The sequence below is a fragment of the Pseudomonas sp. B21-041 genome (assembly GCF_024748675.1).
GTDB lineage: Bacteria > Pseudomonadota > Gammaproteobacteria > Pseudomonadales > Pseudomonadaceae > Aquipseudomonas > Aquipseudomonas neuropathica.
In genome coordinates, this window is the sequence record NZ_CP087175.1 from 2,738,977 (window position 1) to 2,759,836 (window position 20,860).

General features: G+C 61.6%; 10 protein-coding genes. 7 read left to right on the forward strand and 3 right to left on the reverse strand.

Going from position 1 to position 20,860, the window contains the following annotated elements; all coding sequences use genetic code 11:
- Window positions 1-119: 119 nt before the first annotated feature.
- Window positions 120-12,614, forward strand: coding sequence for a filamentous haemagglutinin family protein (locus tag LOY43_RS12235; RefSeq protein WP_258709726.1), 12,495 nt, complete (start codon window positions 120-122; stop codon window positions 12,612-12,614).
- 53 nt (window positions 12,615-12,667) lie between these two features.
- Here LOY43_RS12235 and LOY43_RS12240 read toward each other — a convergent pair whose 3' ends face one another.
- The 3 genes from LOY43_RS12240 to LOY43_RS12250 all read right to left on the reverse strand — a co-directional run bounded on the left by LOY43_RS12240 (window position 12,668) and on the right by LOY43_RS12250 (window position 14,332).
- Window positions 12,668-12,955 (reverse strand): type II toxin-antitoxin system RelE/ParE family toxin, encoded by a 288-nt coding sequence (locus tag LOY43_RS12240; protein WP_309475329.1) that lies wholly within the window; start codon window positions 12,953-12,955, stop codon window positions 12,668-12,670.
- Window positions 12,936-13,130, reverse strand: a complete 195-nt coding sequence (locus LOY43_RS12245; RefSeq protein ID WP_258709727.1) for a stability determinant — start codon at window positions 13,128-13,130, stop codon at window positions 12,936-12,938. The genes LOY43_RS12240 and LOY43_RS12245 overlap by 20 nt, the downstream gene beginning before the upstream one ends.
- Window positions 13,131-13,384: 254 nt before the next feature.
- Window positions 13,385-14,332: a transporter gene (locus LOY43_RS12250; RefSeq protein ID WP_258709728.1), complete on the reverse strand. Its 948-nt coding sequence runs from the start codon at window positions 14,330-14,332 to the stop codon at window positions 13,385-13,387.
- A 211-nt stretch (window positions 14,333-14,543) separates the two neighbouring features.
- On the opposite strand from LOY43_RS12250, the gene LOY43_RS12255 reads away from it, so the two are divergent.
- The 6 genes from LOY43_RS12255 to LOY43_RS12280 all read left to right on the forward strand — a co-directional run bounded on the left by LOY43_RS12255 (window position 14,544) and on the right by LOY43_RS12280 (window position 20,796).
- Window positions 14,544-15,641, forward strand: a complete 1,098-nt coding sequence (locus LOY43_RS12255; protein ID WP_258709729.1) for an AraC family transcriptional regulator — start codon at window positions 14,544-14,546, stop codon at window positions 15,639-15,641.
- A gap of 316 nt (window positions 15,642-15,957) precedes the next feature.
- Window positions 15,958-16,845: a Dyp-type peroxidase gene (locus tag LOY43_RS12260; protein WP_095126454.1), complete on the forward strand. Its 888-nt coding sequence runs from the start codon at window positions 15,958-15,960 to the stop codon at window positions 16,843-16,845.
- Window positions 16,846-16,855: 10 nt separating this feature from the next.
- The gene (locus LOY43_RS12265) at window positions 16,856-17,824 is read left to right on the forward strand and encodes a Gfo/Idh/MocA family protein (protein WP_258709730.1); all 969 of its coding nucleotides are present in this window, start codon (window positions 16,856-16,858) and stop codon (window positions 17,822-17,824) included.
- Between the two features lie 220 nt (window positions 17,825-18,044).
- Window positions 18,045-18,797 (forward strand): GntR family transcriptional regulator, encoded by a 753-nt coding sequence (locus LOY43_RS12270; protein WP_016774450.1) that lies wholly within the window; start codon window positions 18,045-18,047, stop codon window positions 18,795-18,797.
- Entirely contained in the window at window positions 18,794-20,524 is a 1,731-nt protein-coding gene (locus tag LOY43_RS12275) for a fumarate reductase/succinate dehydrogenase flavoprotein subunit (protein ID WP_258709731.1), read from the forward strand. Before LOY43_RS12270 ends, LOY43_RS12275 begins: the two co-directional genes overlap by 4 nt.
- A gap of 26 nt (window positions 20,525-20,550) precedes the next feature.
- Window positions 20,551-20,796, forward strand: a complete 246-nt coding sequence (locus LOY43_RS12280) for a ferredoxin family protein (protein ID WP_007959413.1) — start codon at window positions 20,551-20,553, stop codon at window positions 20,794-20,796.
- Window positions 20,797-20,860 lie beyond the last annotated feature (64 nt).

Below are 20,860 nucleotides of genomic sequence, written 5' to 3' on the forward strand. Positions count from 1 at the left end.
CAATCATGAAGTTTGTGTGACATCCGTTCGGTCGTGGCCCTCGCCAACAGCCTATGTCGTAACAGCAGGTTTTTGCTGGCCTGCAGCTTCGTGTGGCAATCAAAAAGGATCTCGTAGTGATGCTCGCTCGCCCATCCCGTCGCAATATCCCCGGCCAGACTTTCAGGCGTGACGTTGCCGATCCGGCGCTGTGGTTGCTCAAGCCCCTGGCGCACGCGGTGGCATTGTGTCTGGTAGCCGGCAGTGCCGAGGCGGCGACCGCGTTCAGCTCTGGCTGGTTCGCGGCCAAGGGCGCTGCGCAACAAGCCGCGGCCGCCCGGCCCGGTGCGGCTGGTTTGCCGGGGATGACGCCACCCTTGGCGCAGCAGCAAAAAGCCAACCAGCAACTGCAACGCTCGTTGCAGACCCTCAACAACACCGTGGCGGCCATTGCCGCACAGCAGGCGGCTCAGGCTGCCGGGCGCGCGGTGGCCTTGGGCAGTCTGCAGACCGTTCCGGACGGGCTGGGCGAGGGCGGCCTCAAGGTCGACAACAGCCTGACTCAGGGTTGGCTGAACGCCAAAGGCCCGCAGCAGACGCAAGCCGATGGCAAGACCAACGTGAAGATCGAGCAGACGGCCGACAAGGCCATTCTCAACTGGGAGACCTTCAACGTCGGGCGAAATACCACAGTCGAATTTGCTCAGCAGTCGAATTGGGCCGTGCTCAACCGTGTCAACGATCCGAACGCACGCGCCAGTCAGATCCAGGGCCAGATCAAGGGCGACGGCACGGTGATGCTGATCAACCGCAACGGCATCGTGTTCAGCGGCAGCAGCCAGGTCAATGTGCGCAACCTGGTGGCCGCCGCCGCCAATATCACCGACATCCAGTTCCGGGATCGTGGTCTGTATTTCGACAGCAACGGCAGCCAGCCGACGTTCAGCGATGCCGCCGGCAAGGTGCTGGTGGAGCGCGGTGCGCTGATTGAAACCCACAAGCCCGTCGTCTCGACCGACGCCGGTGGCTATACGCTGTTGCTCGGCAAAGACGTTGTCAATGACGGCACCCTCAACACCGCCAAAGGCCAGACCGTGCTGGGTGCCGGTGATCGTTTTTACATCCGCAAAGGCTCAGGCACAGAAGGCAACACGTTTTCGACAACCTTTGGCAACGAAGTCACGCCCGGCTTCAAGGCTGGCGAGAGTGGCGGCCGGGTCAGCAACAGCGGGTTGATTCAGGCTGCCACGGGTGACATCACCCTGACCGGGCATGAAGTGGAGCAGGGCGGCGTGTTGCTGAGCAGCACCTCGGTCGCCACTCGCGGGACCATTCACCTGCTCAATCCGGCGAGTGACACGAGCGGCAGCGTCACCCTGGCGCCCGGCAGTGTCACGGCGGTCATGCTCGACAGCAGCGACCTGACGGCGCTGGACAGTCAGCATCAGGCGGCCCTGAGCGGGGTCAACCTCAATAACAGGATTCGCGGCGATCAGTCGCGTATCGATCTCCAGAGCGGCGGCAGTGTCGAATTCCAGAACGGTTCGATCACCCTGGCCACCGGGGGGCAGGTCGCTGTCACCGCGCAGCGTCGCAGCCTGGTTGGCGAAGGCGCGGTGATCGACGTTGCCGGCGCTGTCGGCGTCAAGGTGGCGATGGAATCGAACAACATCAAGATCAACGTGCAGGGCAACGAGCAGCGCGATGCGTCGGTCAATCGCGAGAACGGCGCGCTCAATAGTAACGATGTCTGGGTCGATGTGCGTGAACTGGTCTACGTGCCGGCCGGCACCAATGGCTATGCGACGGACCGTTGGTACACCGCGGGTGGCCTGCTGGAAGTCGGCGGTTATCTGGGCACCCAGGGGCATGGCATCGGCGAGTGGATGGCGCAGGGCGGCACAGTGAGTTTTGCCGGCAACGACGTGGTCACGCGTAAAGGATCACTGATCAACCTGTCCGGCGGCACCCTCGATGTGCAAAGCGGCGAGATTCGACAGAGCTGGCTGCGCGGTGCAGACGGTCGTCTTTATGAAGTCTCGCGTGCGCCGGGGGATCAGCTCTACAACGGTTTGTACAAGGGCTACGAGGATCACAGTGAGCGGTGGGGCCAGACCCGCACGTTCTACAACCCGCTGATTGCACCGTCCAGTCGTACAGAGTCGGGTTACACCGTGGGTCGCGATGCCGGGCAACTGGTGGTCAGCACTGGAAACGCGGTGCTGGACGGGCAACTGCTGGGTGAGGTTTTCCAGGGTGAACGACAGACTCAGGCGCCGCGTGCGGTCATCGACGGTTATGAGCAGAGCCAGACTGCGCTGGCACGGCGCGCGCAGTTGATTGTCGGCAGTTATCTGCCGAGCTATCAGGCGGCGTCCGGCGGATTGCGCTACACCCTCAATCCGCTGCTGGATCAGGTTCTGATCGGCGGCGAACGGCGGGACGAGGAATTCACCGGGGATCTGAACGGCGCCGTCGCGCAAGACCGTCAGGGCAAGTTGTTTCTCGACGCCGGCCAGCTCAATGGCTTTGATCTCGGCGCACTGAAGATTTCGGCGCTTGAGCGGATTGAAGTCAACGACGCGCTCAAGGTAGACACCGGGGGTGACATCACGCTGTACGCACCGGATGTCCGTGTTGCGGCCGATCTGACGGCGCGCGGCGGCAGTCTGAATCTGGGCAACGTGCTGAACCAGCTGCGCAGCAGCACCCTTGACGACATGCTGATTGCTGCACCGGCGGGTGAACCGGTGCAGGTGACAATCGCCAGGGATGTACGCCTCGACACCCGTGGTCTCTGGAGCAATCTGCGTACCGATCCGGACGATGTGGCAAGTCTCGGATACCTGAACGGAGGCCGGGTCTCGATCCGCAGCAGTGGCGATATCGATGTGGCGACGGGCAGCTTGATCGATGTGTCGTCCGGTGGTGCGATTCTGGCCAATGGCAAGACCCGGGGCGGCAAGGGTGGCGACGTGAGTCTTGAGTCCAGCGCGATTTCTGCGCTGGGCGATTCGCATCTGACGATGGCCGGCGACATTCTCGGTCATGGCGTGACGGGCGGCGGTACGCTCGCTATTCAGGCCAATCGGGTGCGGATCGGTGCGTCCGCAGACACGCTGCCCGAACATGCCTTGCAGCTGACGCCCGAGTTGTTCGACAACGGTTTCTCTGCCTACCGGGTTACCGGTCTGAACGGTCTAGAGGTGACGGCGGGCACACAAATCGATGTGACGATGCCGGTCTACCGTTTTGCCGACACAACGCTGAATCCGGTCAGCGGGGTCGACCCGAGCCAGGCGATGGAGCGGTGGACACCCACGCTGTATCAGGAAGACCCGCTCAAGGGCGTACTCAGTCAGCGCGCCGGTGCGAGTCTGGCGCTGCAAGCCGGCTCGAGTGAACTCGACCGGTTCGACACCGCCAGCACCCTGACGCTGGGACGCGGATCGCGCATCACGGTCGATCCCGGACAACGGATCAATCTGCGCGGGACCGGGCAGATCACCCTGGAAGGCGAACTGCAGGCCTGGGGCGGAACCCTGGATATACGTCAGCAACAGTTCGGCTCGATCGACGTTGCCACTTCACAGCAACAAGCCGACAGCAAGGCGCACAACCGCTCGATCTGGATCGGCGAGCAGGCGCTGCTGGACGTCGCGGGGCGTGCCCACACGGCGGTCGATGCGTCGGGTCGGGTCTACGGTCAGGTCGACAAGGGCGGCAGCATTATCATCGGCGGCGAAATCGATCCCAAGCGTGCGACGGCGACGGCGGCCGATGCATTTCTGATTGTGCGCGAAGGTGCACGTCTGGATGCCTCCGGGACGCAGGCCGTGCTGGACATCTCCGGGCAGGGTCCGACCCGCGTTGCCTCGGATGGCGGACGTATCAGCCTGAGTTCGTATAACGGCCTGTGGATCAATGGTCAATTGCGCGCCGCTTCAGGTGGCAGCGGTGCTGCCGGCGGACGGCTGGAGGTAGCTCTGGAGACCCCGCTGTACGCTACGCAGAAGGCGGGTGCCGAGGTTCTGCGAGCTCGGGAAATCGTCATTGGTCACGGACCGGGCGATGCAGTGTTGCCCGTGGACCTCAAGCCCGGTGACGCCGCGAACACTCTTCGTTACGGGCATGCCCGCCTGAGCACCGATACGTTGATGTCGGGCGGATTCGACAATCTGAGCGTGTTCAGCAACGGCCTCTTGTCATTTGACGGCGACGTCGACCTGCACATGAATCAGAGTCTGAATCTCTATGCTGGGGCCTTGTCCCTGGCGCAGACTTCCAGCGACTCGACGCGGGTCAATCTATCAGCGCCTTCGGTGCGGCTGTCCGGTGTGGGGACTTATTACGGTGTGGTGGGCACCATTCGTCCCCGGGTCCTGAACAGTCCGACTGCGCAAGTTTCGCCGGCGCAGTTCAACGTCAATGCCAACGTACTGGATATTGCCAACAGCCTGTCGTTCGGCGCGCAAGGGTCGATCTTGCAGAACAACGACGCCCCGGTTGAAGTCAGCCGTCGCGGCTTTGACCAGGTATCGCTGACCAGCACCGGGGACGTGCGGTTTCTTGCGCCCACCAGTGGCCAGGTGAAGTCAGAGTTGTGGACACCGGGGGACCTGAATCTGCGCGCCGCGCAGATCTACCCTGCGAGCGGGGTCTCGGCCGAAGTCCGGGTCGGCTATCAGAGTCAGAGTTCTCTCGCCGATACCCATCGGACATTGCGCATCACTGGCCAGGGTCCGGCGCCGACAGCGCTGCCGTACTCGGTGTTTGGCACGCTGGCGATGAGCGCCAGCCGGATCGATCAGGGCGGTGTTCTGCGTGCGCCTCTGGGCGTCATCAGTCTGGGTGATCTGCTGACCAAAACCCAGGAACTGCGCCTGCTGCCCGGGAGTACGACGTCGGTCAGTGCGGCCGGTCTGGTGATGCCTTATGGCGGCACCACCGACGGTATCGAATACCTTTACAACGGCGCGCCGATCATATTGAAAGGCATCAGTGGCGACAGCGCCGGGGTGAGCCTGCGCTCGCAGTACGTGGATGTGCAGTCCGGCGCGTTGATCGACCTGTCGGGCGGCGGAGATTTGCGCGGTGCCGGGTTTGTCTCCGGTCGCGGTGGCTCCACCGATGCGCGGTTCAGTCCACTGGTGCGTAATGCCAGCGATGGAACGTTCAGTCTGCCGGGGCTGGCCAGCAACCCGGTGTACGCCATTGTCCCGGGCGATCAGAGTGCATACGCACCGATACTGGGGGAAGCGGGAGCGGTCGATCCGCGCATCGGTCAGCAGATCACCCTGGGCAGCGGCGTGCCAGGGTTGGCGGCAGGCACTTATACATTGTTGCCTTCCACCTTCACGTTGCTGCCGGGCGCGTTCCGGGTGGAAGTGAACGGCCAGGCCGCCCCGGGCGCCACCAACGGCGCGGTTGCAATGCGCAACGGCTCGTGGACAAGCAGTGCGCGGATGTCGATTGCCAATACCGGTGTGCGGGACAACCTCGCCAGCCAGGTCATCGTGACATCGGCGGATGTGTTGCGGCGTTACTCGCAATACAACGAAACCACTCTGGAGCAGTTCATCGTCAGCGATGCGGCGCGCCGGGGTGTTCCGCGTGCGCTGGCGCCCATGGACGCTAAAGCGCTTAACCTGTTTGTCATCGCGGGGGGCAAGCAGGATACCGCACTGGACTTCAACGGCCGGATCGCCTTCGCAGCCGCCAAGGGAGGCGTGGCCGGGACGGCGGTGATTCGTGGCGGCAGTGGCGACAGCTTTGAGATTCTCGCCACCGGGCAGTCAGCCACGAAAGGCTTTGCCGGCGTCTCGCTGAATGCCGATACGCTCAACCGGCTGGGCGCTTCTCGTCTGGCGATCGGTGCGACCCCGACGGTGAATTACGGCACGGCCGGTAACATCGTCAGTTTCACGGGCAGTACCTACAACATCACCTTGCGTGAAGGTGCGCTGCTTTCAGCACCCGAAGTGCTGCTCTGGACCAACAGTGGGGACGGTGCCATCACGGTCGAGGCCGGTGCCGGCGTCAACTCTCTGGGACGCGGCGAGGTGCCGTACGACTCCTCGAGCGGTTTCGTCTATCAGCCCGGCGCCGCGAGTCTGCTGGTGGTGTCCAACGGCTGGACGAATGTGCTGGCGCCAGAGGTCAACGTCAGCACTGCGTCTGGCAGCATCCGCATCGGTACCTGCGATCGCCAGGCATGCGCCAATCCGGCGATGCTTTATTCGAATGGCAGCATTACGGCGGCCACCAACAATCAGTTCGAACTGGCCGAAGCGGTGCGTTTCGGCACCCGTCACTTGGCATTGGCTGTGGGTGCGGTCAACATCGGTACCACTGAAACACTGGCGGCGGTCGGTCGCCTGCCTGCCGGCCTGACGTTGAATCAGGGCGTGCTGGACCGGTTGCTGCGCGGCGATACTCAGTTTGCTGCGCCAGCCCTGGAAACGCTCAGCCTGACCACTCGCGACGCGTTCAACTTCTACGGCAGCGTCGCGCTGGACACTCTGGATCCTCAGACCGGGCGCAGCAGGTTGCAGAATCTGATGATCACGACCCCGGCCATCTACGGCCTGGGGGATACGAGCGACGTGGCGACCATCCGCACGGCCAACCTGATCTGGAACGGCACCACTCAGGCGCCCGGGGCCGTGGCCAGCGGCGGTGCGGGCACCGGGCACGGCACGCTGAACATCGAGGCTCAGCGCATCGATTTTGGCTACGGCCCTTATTCCCAACCCAACGGCCTGGATCAGAACGCTCGTCTTGCGCTGGGCTTTGCCAACGTCAACCTCAACGCCAGTGACCGCATTACCGCCAACCACAAGGGCAGCCTCGCGGTTTATGAAACGCAGGGGGCTTACGACCCGATCAAGGGTTATCTCTACAGCGGCGGCAACCTGAACCTGCGCACACCTCTGCTGACCGGGGAGGGCGGCTCGGTGAATGCGCTCAAGGCCGGCGGCAGTCTGGTATTGAGCGGGCCGACCGGGGTGGCGCCCGCCGATGCACTGGGTGCCGAACTGACGCTGGAGGGGCGTAATGTGGTGCTCGACGGCCGGATTGCGCTGGCCAGCGGCAAATTGCAGGTCAAGGCCGAGGGCGATCTGACCCTGACGAGCGGGGCTACCCTAGACTTGGCGGGCCGCACCCTGCCATTCAACGATATCAATCAGTACAGCTGGGGCGGCGACGTGGCGTTGTACAGCCGCGACGGCAATATTCGTCAGGCGGCCGGCTCGCGCATCGATCTGTCAGCGCAGAACAATCAGGCCGGCAATCTGAGTGTCGTGGCACTGTCAGACACCGCGGGCGAGGTCGATCTGCAAGGCGAAATCCGTGGCAGCAGTACAGGGCATTACGATGCCGGCGGCACGTGGGTACCCTACAAATCCGCTGGCGTGGACATACGCGCGCAACACCTGGGTGGAGCGCTGAATGAACAGTTTGCTGCGCTCAACCAACGCTTGAACGCCGGGCAAGTCTTCGGCAGTCGCAGCTTCCAGTTCAAACAGGGCGACCTGGTGATCGGCGATGGCCTCAAGGCGGGCGAGGTCTCGGTATCGGTGGACAACGGCAGCCTGACGGTGAACGGCCTGGTCGATGCCAGCGGCGAACGTGTCGGCAATATTCGCCTGTCGGCCGCCCATGGCCTGAATGTGGCGGGCGGCGCGGTACTGGATGCTCACGGTCGGGTACTGCGGGTCGACAGTTACGGCAAGATTATCGACGCGCCCAACCGGGCCATGGTCGAGCTCAGCTCCGGCGACGGCCTGCTGACCCTCGCTCCCGGTGCACGGATAGACCTGCGCCATGGCACGGACGCGGCAGTCGGCACCCTGGCGGGTCAGAATGACGGTCGCCTGCGCGGCACACTGGAACTGAACGCACCGCGACTGGGCGCCGATGACATCGCCATCGATGCCCGTGGCGCGTTGATCATCCAGGGTGCGCGGTCCATCGGGCTCAATGCCGTGCGCCGCTATACCGATGCCGCCGACGGGGTAGATCCGGCGGCCAGCGGTCGGCCTTATCAAATCATCGACCAGGCTTACCTGAACCGCATCCACGGTGACAACGACCTGTTCATCAACGCAGCCTTGGGCAACGCTGATCTGTTGCAGCGCAAACTGGCAGGGTTGAACAATGCGGGGTATGCCGATGCCTTCCATTTGCGACCAGGTGTAGAGATTGCGAGTAAAACCGCCGACGGCGATATGGTGGTGCAGGGCGATCTGGACTTGTCCGGCTATCGCTACGCCAGTCTCAACCCGAACACCGGCAAAACTTCGCTCTACGGTTCTGGCGAGGCGGGGAGCCTGGTGATTCGAGCCGGGGGTGACCTGGACATCTACGGCAGCATCAACGATGGCTTCGCGCCGCCACCGGAAACCGTGGACGATGCGGGATGGAAACTGCTGCCGGGCGTCCAGCCGTTTGGCGGCGATCTGATTGTGCCGGGGGCGGGCGTGACGCTGGCCGAGGGCACGTTGTTCCCAGCGGGCGTCAAGCTGAACTATGACTTGCCGATCCAGGCCGCCGTCCTCGCCAGCGGTACGCTGTTGCCCACCGAGGGCGTGCTCGCCGGCCCCTACACGTTGCCGGCCGGCACCGTGTTGAGCGCAGCCGTACACGATGCCTCCGGTAACCTGCTGTATGGCGCCGGAACGCTGCTCAATGACAGTGTGATATTGCCGGCCGGCAGCCGCCTGGGCGCCGGGACCCGACTCGCTCAGGCTACCGGGATGCAGGCCATGCTCTGGCCAAAAGGCGTGCCGCTGCCCAGTGTTCTGGATGACCAACAGCGTGCGGTGGGGGCGAAGTTGAGTGGGTCGCTGGCGCTGCTGCGCGGCTCCCTGATTCCGTCCATGACCGATGTGGTGCTGGCTGCCGACACACCCTTTATCGAACTTCGTTCATTGAACGGTACACGCCAGGGCGCGAACTGGGCGATCGCGAGCATGTTGCCGTCGGGCAGCGCATCGTGGTCGATGCGGATAGTTGCAGGTGCCGACCTGGAAGCCGCTGACAGTCGTGTGGTGAAACCCGTCACCAGTGGCGGTGACTTACGGCTGGCAGACACTCACCTCGGGATTATCGTCACCGAGAAAAAGCTCGACAGCACCTGGTCGGCGGATAACCCGTTGGGGTATCCGGCGGGCAGCGTCGTCAGCGATGAGGACAGTTTCTGGTGCGATCTGATTCCCGGGGTCTGTCTCCCACCGGCCAAGTTCCTGTGGGCGGATGGCAACATGATGGGCATACCCGCCGGAACCCCGGTCAGTGACGACGATCTGTTCTGGTGCGACATCGATCCGGGGAACTGCCTGGCCAACAAGGGCGGGATAACCGCCAATCCCCACTCGCAGATGTTCAGCGTGCTGCGCACCGGTACTGGCGATCTGGATTTGATGGCTGCGGGCAATCTGCGCATGGACTCACCGTTCGGCGTTTATACGGCGGGCACTCAGTCCAGCGATGTCGATTCACGTTTCAACCAGGCCCGCGGCCGCCTGTCTGACGATGGATCGGTACTGGGCAGCGCCGGCAGCGCTTACGAAAAATGGGTCAATGGCGGTTCAGAAAGCCTGTATCAGGCGTGGTATCCGCAGATGGGCGGCAACCTGACGATCGGTGCCGGTGGTTCGGTGTCGGGGGACACGCTCGGGCGGCGCAGCTACGCAATGAACGCGCCACTGCGTGAACAGGTCCCCAGCGTTGCTGTGGGCAACTGGCTCTGGCGTCAGGGCGACGCAAAGGCGGATCTTCCTACGGCCTGGTGGATCAACTTCGGCAGCTACGCCACGCAGCCCTTGCCGGACCAGAGCACCGACACCGGGTCGTACCTGGTCGGGTTCACCGGCTTCGGCACGTTGGGCGGCGGCAATATCAGCCTGCGCGCTGGCGCGGATGCAGGCATGCTCAGGGCCATAGGCGATCAGTTGCTTAACCCCCGCAGTCAGGGACTGATCGTGGCAGTGGGCAGCACCGGCCGCGTTGGCGCTGACGGTAGCCTGCAGTTGACCGGCGGTGGCGACATGGACATTCGTCTTGGCGGCATGCTCAATCCGTCATTGCAGGCGAGGTCGGGGCAGAACGGCACGACACCGCCGCGACACGACCTTCAAGGCGCCCTGATCAATCTACGGGGTGCGGCACAGCTGACCGGCGCTGCTGCGGGTGCGATCAACCTGCAATATGGCGTCGAGCAATTCCAGCAGGACGCCCGGGAAACCAGAGCCTACGATTTGTTCAGTGCCAGCACCGGAGCGGCCGGCGGTGGCGTGGTCTTGATACCGGGTGATTCGGGGATGCGCATCAGCACACGCGGCGACCTGGTGATAGGGGGCGCGGCGGATCCGGGTCGGGTCAGGCTGCAGAACTCCACGCCGTTCACCACTGACAATGGCGAGGTCCATGCGGGTGGTGGACTGAGCGGCTTCTCGTTGTGGACCGGGCACACGGCCATCGATCTGTTTTCCGCCGGAGGCAATCTCACACCGAGCACACAGATGGCTGAAGTCATCACGACGTCGTCTCAAACCGTAAGTGGAATGAACAGCTCGCCGACTGATGGTCGCTTTGTATACCCCTCGATTCTTCGGGCCGTTGCAGGCCAGGGTTCCATCTATGCGGGACCGTCGGCCGCTTTCGGTGCATCAAGCAATCTGTTTCCGGCGGTGGGGTACTCGTTATTGCTGGCGCCTTCGACAAACGGGCAACTGTCGTTGCTGGCCGGTGACTCCATCTACGCCGGCGGTTATGCGATCAATCAGTCCGGCGCGAGCCCGGCAGCCATTGCGACCCCCTTTGCGCCTGCCTTCTCGGGATACGGAGCCAGCGCGAACGTGCCGTTGGTCAGCAACTACAGCCCCGATGGTGTGATCCCGAAGGGAAACCTGCGTTATCCGCTGTTTGCCTTTGGCGCCGACACCTTCTCGGGGTTAAGCGATGTACAGGGCCCGGCGCGTTTCTATGCCTTGACTGGTGATCTGGTCGGTTTACGCAGCGGCGAAACGCTGAGTTTTTCCCCGTCCGCTCGTACCTGGTATGAGGCGGCGGGGCCGGTGTGGATGATGGCCGGTCGCGATATCGTCGCGTCCGGTACTTTCCTGGGGCAGCCGACAATCGCGCCGAATGAGGAATTGGGCGGAACCCGACAAAACGTCAGTTCGACCGGCAACCTGTTCATTCACAACGACCCGCGGGATGTCTCGCGCGTATCTGCCGGGCGCGACATTCTCTACAGCAGCTTCGATATCGCCGGCCCGGGCCTTTTGGATGTCAATGCCGGGCGCAACATCCTGATGGAGAATCAGGCCGCTATTACCAGCCTCGGACCGATCACGGCGGGAGACAGCCGATCGGGGGCAAGCATCGTGTTGCAGGCCGGCGCAGGAGTGCAGGGGCCGGACTACACGCGATTCATTGCGCGTTACCTTAACGCGCAGAACCTGGCCGATCCGAACGCTTCCCTCAACGGCCAACCGGGCAAAGTGGTCAAGACGTACCTGGACGAACTGCAGAGCTGGCTGACCCTCGGCTATGGCTTCAGCGGCAACGCGGAGCAGGCGCAAGCGTTCTACGCCGCACTGCCGAGTGCCGAGCAGGCGATCTTCGCCCGCCAGGTGTACTTCGCCGAACTGCGTGCCGGTGGCCTGGAATACAACGATGTCGATGGCCCGCGTACTGGCAGTTATCTGCGCGGTCGCAACGCCATCGCTGCGTTGTTCCCGACCACTGATGTGGCGGGCAATCCGATCCGTTACGACGGCGACATCACTCTGTACGGCGGGGCAGGGGTCAAGACCCTGTTCGGCGGCGACATCCAGATGCTCACGCCGGGCGGCGGTCAGGTGTTCGGCATCGAAGGCGCGGCGCCGCCATCGACAGCGGGGATCATCACCCAGGGTTCGGGCAATATTCAGCTCTATTCGCAGGGCAGCATTTTGCTCGGCCAGAGCCGGATCATGACCACCTTCGGCGGCTCGATTCTCGGCTGGTCCGCCGAGGGCGATATCAACGCCGGTCGTGGCTCGAAAACCACGGTGGTCTACACCCCGCCGAAACGCGTGTACGACACTTGGGGCAACGTGACCCTGTCGCCGTCGGTGCCGAGCACCGGCGCCGGTATCGCCACGCTCAACCCGATTGCCGAAGTAGCGCCGGGCGACATCGACCTGATCGCGCCGCTGGGCACCATCGATGCGGGCGAGGCGGGGATTCGCGTGTCGGGCAACGTCAACATCGCCGCGCTGACGGTGGTCAACGCCGCGAACATTTCGGTGCAGGGCAAGGCGACGGGTGTGCCGGTGGTGTCGGCGGTGAATACCGGGGCGATTACTTCGGCCAGTTCGGCGGCATCGTCGGCCACCCAAGCGGCGGAAGACGTGGCGCGTCAGCAGCAGGCGGCTTCGCGACAGAATCAGGCGTCGGTGTTTACCGTGCAGGTGTTGAGCTTCGGCAACGAGCAGCTCGCACCGTCCCGCGATGGCGCTAGCCGTGCACCGGCCCCGGGTTACAACCCGAACAGTCCGGTGCAGGTGTTGGGCGCCGGGGCGCTGGATGAACAGGCGAAACAGCAGTTGACCGAGGAGGAGCGCGGGCAACTGACGTTGTAAAAGACTCTCGTGTAGTACGTTTGGGCGGCCGGTTGGTCGCCCTTTTTTTATATTTATGAGGTTCGTGGGTATTGTTGTCGGGTGTGGACTAACGTCAGGATTTTGATGCGCCCGTTCACTCGATAGACCAGTAGATAGTTTGGATTGACCACCATTTCCCGAGTGCCTGGTACTCGACCGGATCTGTAACCATAGGGAATTGATGAAAGCCTTTGCGTTGCTGCACCCACTTTGCGCTGCAGAGCCGCTGAAGCGTTGGAATTGTATTGTTCAATGTAATCGATAATGTCAGCCAGATCGTCCAGAGCTTGATCACTCCATTCAAGCGGCAGTGTGTCGATTCTTGCGTTTCTCTTCTAATAGTTGGTCGAGCCGCACCATGGCTTCCTCATGGGGAATGCCTGGGCGAGGATCATCCAGTGCAGCCTGCACCTTGGCACGAAACCAGCGATCGTAGCTCTCTGCCTCTTCTTCGGATTCGAACTCAGAATAAAACGGGGAAAGCAATATGCTCATATGACCTCCGTGATCAATGTCAAGCAGTCTAAGGGGGGAACGGCCCGTTGTCGTCACTGGCTGATGATGCACCCCATGAACCCTTGAGCAACCATGGGATAACGGAGCCCAGTATCTGCAAGCGCACCCTTTAAATCTGCCAGACGTTTCCCCCTGTTGTCCGGTAATCTCGACCGCCGCTGTAGGCGTATTCCACCCATGCGTTTTTCAGGTTTTCAGGCTACAAAACCGGGTGTTGTTTCCTACAAATACACTCAGAACGCATAGGGAATACTCACCTTCGCCCACAACATTTCCCCCTCCGGCCGGTTCTCCACGTCAAATTCCTTGGCCCAGCGAATCTCCGCACTGGCGTACTTGAGAAAGGTAAAGTGCAGCGCCGGGCCAATCGCGAACACCTTGCCGCGCACACCATCATCGACGTCCTGCCCGGCAAACTGCACGGTGTGGCCGAACTGTTTGTCGTCGGTGGTCTGCTTGAGGAAGTAGCCGTTGACGCCGAGCATCAGGTCGTCGGTGATCTTGTAGCTGGCCGAATAATCGAAGTGGAAGATCTGCCCGGACTTGTAGTCAGTGTCCTTGTTCTTATCATTGAAGCTGTAGGTGGTCTTCATCGAGACTTCGGTGCGTTCAGTCGGCAACCAGGTGAACGAGAACAGCGGCTTGTAGGTGTAGAAATTGTTGCTGGTGTTGGCCAGTCGATCGACGCTGTATTCGCCGGTGGGCACGGTGATTTCCACGGCGGCGCCGAGGGTCAGGTTTTTGCCCATGTCCCACAGAATGATCGGCGCGATGGTGGTATCGCCCATGCCTTCGCGGGTGTCGCTCAAGCCGAACACCGAGACTTCCTGCTTCAACCACGGCTGGGCGATGTAACCGGCCAGACGCCCGCCGAACACGCGCACGGGGCTTAAATAATCGAGACGCGGAATCACCGCAGTGGATTCGATTTCGACCTTCGGTACCTTGCCGCCCAGCGAACTGATGTTGAGCTTTGTCGACTTGTAATGGTTGTAGTAGAGATTGAACGCGACCATGTTCTGCGGAAGGCTGTCGACTTCCAGCGGCAGCATGAAGAAGCCGTCGGTGCCGGTGCCGATGTTGTCGACCCCGGCTTCGGTGGCCAGGGCGGGCAACGTCAGGGTGCAACCTGCGATGAAAAGGGCGAGCGGCAAGAAGGATGTTGCACGGTTCTGGCTCATGACTGTCCTCATTATTATTGTGATTGGGACCTGGTACCGGTCGCTCGGAGCGCCGGTACGCTAGAAATAAGCGTTTGGCGTACGTTGGGGCAGGGTATTGGCGGACACCGAGGGGGGCATCTGCGGACAGTCCGTAAACCTTGTGCTAACTTCCTTCGACATAACCGGTTACAAAAATAACAATCAAGCGTGATCCGGAATGTCAGCCCCCATGAACGTAAAAGTCCAAGACCCGACCTTTGAACTGGCGCTGGTCTCGCCGTTCCTCCTGCAAACCCTCGCCGAAGTCGTGCAGAACAGAGGAATCGATTCCCAGAGCCTGTGCCGTGGGCTGGGTTTCACCCTTGAGGATCTGCAGGATCCGGCGCAGCGGATTTCCTATCGCCAAGCCGTGGCGATGATTCAGCGCGCGCTCAAAGTGCTGCCCAATCAGGGGTTGGGATTGTGGGTCGGCGCGCAGAACGTACTCGGTACTTTGGGTCTGCTTGGGCATGTGTTGTCGCTGTGCAAGACCTTGCGTGATGCCTTTGCGCTAGGCATTCGTCATCAACACACCTCGGGCGGGATTGTGGTGTCCAGTGTTGATGTGGTCGGCGCTCAGGTGCATCTCGATGCTGAATGTCGTCTGCCATTTGCCGATGTGCAGGTGTTTGCGGTCGAGGAGTTCTTCGCCAGTTTGCTGGTGTATGGCCGCGCGCTGGTGGGGGGTGAGTTCAAGGCGATTGCCGTGGAATTTGTGCATGCCGCACCGGATTACCTCAGCGAATACCAGCGCCTGCTCGGGCCGGACGTGCGCTTCGGTTGCCTGCACAACCGCATGCTGATCGATGCGCAATGGCTGGACGTGAATCTGCCCAATCATCATTCGCTGGCGTTGCGTCAGGCGGTGGCATTGCTGGAGCTGGAAGCGGCGCAGGTGCATCAGAAACTTGATTTGATTCAGGCTGTGGAACGGGCGATTGCCCGGGATTTGAGTAGCGGCAGTCACATCGAAAAGATTGCTGGCGATTTGAATATGAGCAGCCGTACGTTGCGCCGGCGTTTGACTGAGCATGCGCTGACGTTCGAGGCGTTGCTGGAGCAGGTGCGGCAGGCGCGGACCCTGAGTTTGCTGGCCAATCCTGATATGCCGATTGAGCGGATTACCGAGGAAGTCGGCTACAGCGATGTGCGCAGTTTTCGCCGGGCGTTCAAGCGTTGGACGGGGTTGAGCCCTAGCGCTTGGCGTAATGACGCACACCCTCACCCCAGCCCTCTCCCGGAGGGAGAGGGGGCCGACCGAGGTGTCTTGCGTCTTACATCGACCTGAAAGGTCTTTGTCGATTATGGATTCACCGATGCACGCTCAATTCAGTGTCTTACCTCGAACATCCCCTCACTGCAGCCCTCTCCCGGAGGGAGAGGGAGCCGACCGAGGCGTCTTGCGAGTTACATCGACCTGAAAGATTTTTGTCGATTATGGATTCGGTACAGCACGTTCAAGTCGGTGTAGATCTTTAATATCCCCCAATCAATTCCCTCTCCCCCCGGGAGAGGGCTAGGGTGAGGGGCTTTTGACTCCATCCAAACCCCCACAAACCCTCCGGCCACAGGTAAACTCCCGCGCACTTTCCCAAGGAGTTCACATGAGTTACTACCAGCCGGGCATTCTCGCCACCCCTGTTCCTGCGCAAGCGCGTCACCTGTTTTTCGCCCTTGAGTCGGTTGAAGCCCTGCCGCAGGCGCTCGACAGCCTGCTCAATCAGGTGGACGGCAAGTCGGCGGTGGTCGGTTTTGGTGAATCCCTGGCTAAGGCGCTCAACATGCAGATTGACGGCCTGCGCAGCTTCCCGGCGCTGACCGGCGTTGGCGTCGAGAACCCGTCAACCCAGCACGCGCTGTGGGTGTGGCTGCACGGCGTCGACCGTGGTGAACTGCTCAACCGCTGCAACGCTCTCGAAGCCGCACTGGCACCAGCCCTGCGTCTGGTCGAGATGCAGGAAGCCTTCCGCCACAAGGACGGCCACGACCTGACCGGCTATGAAGACGGCACCGAAAACCCCCACGACGAAGCCGCCATCGCTGCCGCCCTGCAAAGCGCAGGCACCGACGGCATGGTCGGTGGCAGCTTCGCCGCGATCCAGCAGTGGCAGCATGACCTCAAGGGTTTCCACAAGCTTTCGGCCGACGACAAAGACAACATCATGGGCCGTCGCCTCAGTGACAACGAAGAGATCGACGACGCGCCAGTCTCCGCCCACGTCAAACGCACCGCGCAGGAAAGCTTCGCGCCGGAAGCGTTCGTTGTGCGTCGCTCGATGCCGTGGATCGAAGGTGATCGTGCCGGCCTGATGTTCCTCGCTTTCGGCTTCTCGCTGGATGCCTTCGAAGCACAACTGCGCCGTATGAGCGGCCTGGAAGACGGCATCACCGATGGTCTGTATCGCATCAGCCGGCCGATCACTGGCGGCTATTACTGGTGCCCGCCGCTGAAGGACGGTCACCTCGATCTGCGCGCCTTGCGCATCGGCTAAAGGAAGAGACATGAACGTGGTGCGCTGGGGCATGATCGGTTGCGGCAGCGTCGCTGAACGCAAGAGCGGCCCGGCCTTCTACAAGGCGCCCGGTTCGGCGTTGGTGGCGGTGATGGGCCGACGCCTTGAGGCCGTGACTGACTATGCCGCGCGCCACGGCATCGAGCGGGTTTACACCGACGTCGATGCGCTGATCAACGATCCCGAGGTGGACGCGGTGTACATCGCCACACCGCCCGACAGCCACCACGCCTACAGCCTCAAAGTTGCCGCTGCGGGCAAACATTGCTGCGTGGAAAAACCCATGGCGCTGCATGCCGGGCAAAGTCGCGAGATGCAGCAGGCGTTTGCCGATGCCGGTTTGCATTTGTTCGTTGCCTACTATCGTCGCTCATTGCCGCGTTTTGCGCAGGTGCGGCAATGGCTGGAGGAGGGGCGCATCGGTGACGTGCGGCATCTGAGCTGGACGCTGACCAAGGCGCCTTCGCCGGCGGATCTGGACGGTCGCAGCAATTGGCGCACAGATCCGGCGGTGGCCGGTGGCGGTTACTTTGCCGATCTGGCCAGTCATGGCTTTGATCTGTTTCAGTATCTGCTCGGTGACATTGTTGACGTCGCCGGATTCACCGCGCATCAGGCAGGGTTATATGCAGCGGAAGATGCCGTCAGCGCCAGTTGGCGTTTCGCGTCAGGCGCGCTGGGCATGGGCTGCTGGAGCTTTGTCGCGGATAGGCGCGAGGATCGCGTCGAGATCATCGGCAGTCTCGGGCGGATCATTTTTTCCGTGTTCGATGAACATCCCGTGCAGTTGCATACCGATGAAATCATCAGCCTGGAAATCCCTCATCACGAACATATTCAGTGGCATCACGTGCTGGGCATGAATGCGCACATTCGTGGTGATTCACAACATCCCGCCGTCGCCGAACAAGCGCTCAAGACCGACTGGGTCATGGACCAGATCCTCAAACGCCACTGACCTCCAGTCTTACACCATCCCCTGTGGGAGCTGGCTTGCCAGCGATAGCGGTGGTTCAGATAGCCAATCAGTTGGCTGACAGAACGCCATCGCTGGCAAGCCAGCTCCCACAGGGAATCGCGTGTGTCATGCATCTAAGGTTATGCCCAAACAATATTTCTCACCTTGTCATAACAACTCTAAGATCACGTCATAACTCGTTATAACAAGTGATCCCGTGATGACCGATAACGTTCTCTCCCTTAGCAGCGTCCCGCTGCACACCCAACTGCGCGACGTCCTCCGTGCGCGGATTCTCGACGGCGAATACCCGCAAGACAGCCAGATGCCCTCCGAAAGCGAACTCGGTGCGTTGTTCAAAGTCAGCCGCATCACCGTGCGCCAGGCGCTGGGCGATCTGCAAAAGGAAGGGCTGATCTTCAAGATCCACGGCAAAGGCACCTTCGTCGCCAAACCGAAAACCTTTCAGAACGTCAGCAGCCTGCAAGGCCTCGCCGAGTCGATGACCGGCCGTGGCTATGAGGTGATCAACCGCCTGCGCAGCTTCAAATTCATCCCGGCCGACAAGCGCGTCGCCGAGCGTTTGCAAGTCGCTGAGGGCGAGATCGTCGCGCAGATCAAACGTGTACGGCTGATCAATCGTGAGCCGATCTCGCTGGAAATCACCTACCTGCCCAAAGCCGTCGGCGAGCGGCTGGAGAAGGCCGATCTGGTCACCCGCGACATCTTCCTGATCCTTGAAAACGACTGCGGCATCGCCCTCGGCCATGCCGATCTGGCCATCGACGCAGTGCTGGCTGACAGCGATCTGACCCAGGCGCTGAACGTCGAGGCCGGCTCACCGATCATGCGTATCGAGCGTCTGACCCACGACGCGCAAGGCCAACCGCTGGACTTCGAACACCTTTACTACCGTGGCGATGCGTTCCAGTACCGCCTGCGGATCGACCGGCAAAAAGGGGAGCAGGCATGACCCGCAACGTGCTCGAACAGGAATACGACATTGTCGTCATTGGCGGTGGCACTGCCGGCCCGATGGCCGCGATCAAGGCCAAGGAAAAGAACCGCGACTTGCGCGTGTTGCTGGTCGACAAGGCCAACGTCAAACGCAGCGGCGCGATCAGCATGGGCATGGACGGCCTGAACAACGCGATCATTCCCGGCCACTCGACACCGGAGCAGTACACCAAGGAAATCACCATCGCCAATGACGGCATCGTCAATCAGGCCGCCGTTTACGCCTACGCCACCCACAGTTTCGAAACCATCGAGCAGCTTGACCGCTGGGGCGTGAAGTTCGAGAAGGACGAGACCGGCGATTACGCGGTGAAAAAAGTCCACCACATGGGCGCCTACGTGCTGCCGATGCCGGAAGGGCACGACATCAAAAAAGTCCTCTATCGGCAGTTGAAACGTGCGCGGGTGAGCATCACCAATCGTCTCGTCTGCACGCGGTTGCTGACTGACGAGGAGGGCACCGTCAACGGTGTGATGGGCTTCGATTGCCGCACGGCCGATTTCCATGTGATCAAGGCCAAGGCAGTAATTCTCGCTTGTGGCGCTGCCGGGCGACTCGGTCTGCCTTCGTCGGGCTACCTGATGGGCACCTACGAGAACCCGACCAACGCCGGCGACGGCTATGCGATGGCCTATCACGCCGGCGCCGAACTGGCCAACCTCGAGTGCTTTCAGATCAACCCGCTGATCAAGGATTACAACGGTCCGGCCTGCGCCTACGTGACCGGTCCGCTGGGTGGCTACACCGCCAACAACAAGGGTGAACGCTTCATAGAGTGCGACTACTGGAGCGGGCAGATGATGTGGGAATTCCACCAGGAACTGGAGAGCGGCAACGGCCCGGTTTTCCTCAAACTCGATCACCTGGCCGAGGAAACCATCCAGAACATCGAGGAAATCCTCCACAGCAATGAGCGCCCGAGTCGTGGTCAATTCCACGCCAATCGCGGCACCGATTACCGCACGCAAATGGTCGAAATGCACATCTCAGAAATCGGTTTTTGCAGCGGTCACTCGGCGTCCGGTGTGTGGGTCAACGAACGCGCCGAGACCTCGGTGAAGGGTTTGTATTCGGCGGGTGACATGGCCGCTGTGCCGCACAATTACATGCTCGGCGCCTTCACCTACGGCTGGTTTGCCGGGCATAACGCCGCAGACTTTGTCGCCGGCCGCGAGTTTTCTGCGCTGGATGCCGCGCAGATCGAAAAGGAAAGGGCCCGGGTCTACGCCCCGCTGGATCGCGAACATGGACTGCCGCCGGCGCAGGTCGAGTACAAGCTGCGGCGTTTCGTTAACGACTACCTGCAACCGCCGAAAGTGACCAAGAAGATGCAGATCGGCCTGCAACGCTTCAGCGACATCGAGCGCGATCTCGAGCAGATGAAGGCCAACAACGCCCACGAACTGATGCGCGCGATGGAAACCAGCGTGATCCGCGACTGCGCCGAAATGGCCGCTCGCGCCTCGTTGTTCCGCGCCGAAAGCCGCTGGGGTCTGTACCACTATCGCGTTGATCATCCGCAGCGCAACGACAGTGAATGGTTCTGCCATTGCCATTTGAAGAAGGGCGATGACGGCCAGATGACCAGTTTCAAGAAAGCCGTCGAGCCTTACATCATTCCGCTTGATGCCGAGGAAATGCAGGCTTACGACCGTTTACGGGTCGGCGCATTTGCCGCTTGATGCACTACTGAAAGAGAGTCCGACCCATGGCCTATCAAGCTCAAGAAATCTTCTTCCGCTCCAACGCCCCCGTCACCGTGGACGAGGACAAATGCATCGCTGAAAAGGGCTGCACCGTGTGTGTCGATGTCTGCCCGATGGACTTGCTGGCGATCAACCCGGCGACGCAGAAGGCCTACATGGCGTTCGACGAATGTTGGTACTGCATGCCGTGCGAGAAGGATTGCCCGACGGGTGCCGTCAAAGTCGAGATCCCCTATCTCCTGCGTTGAAACCCGATCCCCTGTAGGAGTGAGCCTGCTCGCGATAGCGGTGTGTCAGTCAGCACATCAACAT

What these genes read in the sequence shown, in the direction of transcription:
- LOY43_RS12270 (WP_016774450.1), top strand. Translation starts at nt 18,045, where the DNA reads ATGACCGATAACGTTCTCTCCCTTAGCAGCGTCCCGCTGCACACCCAA.
- LOY43_RS12275 (WP_258709731.1), top strand. Translation starts at nt 18,794, where the DNA reads ATGACCCGCAACGTGCTCGAACAGGAATACGACATTGTCGTCATTGGC.
- LOY43_RS12235 (WP_258709726.1), top strand. Translation starts at nt 120, where the DNA reads ATGCTCGCTCGCCCATCCCGTCGCAATATCCCCGGCCAGACTTTCAGG.
- LOY43_RS12265 (WP_258709730.1), top strand. Translation starts at nt 16,856, where the DNA reads ATGAACGTGGTGCGCTGGGGCATGATCGGTTGCGGCAGCGTCGCTGAA.
- LOY43_RS12255 (WP_258709729.1), top strand. Translation starts at nt 14,544, where the DNA reads ATGAACGTAAAAGTCCAAGACCCGACCTTTGAACTGGCGCTGGTCTCG.
- LOY43_RS12260 (WP_095126454.1), top strand. Translation starts at nt 15,958, where the DNA reads ATGAGTTACTACCAGCCGGGCATTCTCGCCACCCCTGTTCCTGCGCAA.
- LOY43_RS12280 (WP_007959413.1), top strand. Translation starts at nt 20,551, where the DNA reads ATGGCCTATCAAGCTCAAGAAATCTTCTTCCGCTCCAACGCCCCCGTC.
- LOY43_RS12250 (WP_258709728.1), bottom strand. Translation starts at nt 14,332, where the DNA reads ATGAGCCAGAACCGTGCAACATCCTTCTTGCCGCTCGCCCTTTTCATC.
- LOY43_RS12245 (WP_258709727.1), bottom strand. Translation starts at nt 13,130, where the DNA reads ATGAGCATATTGCTTTCCCCGTTTTATTCTGAGTTCGAATCCGAAGAA.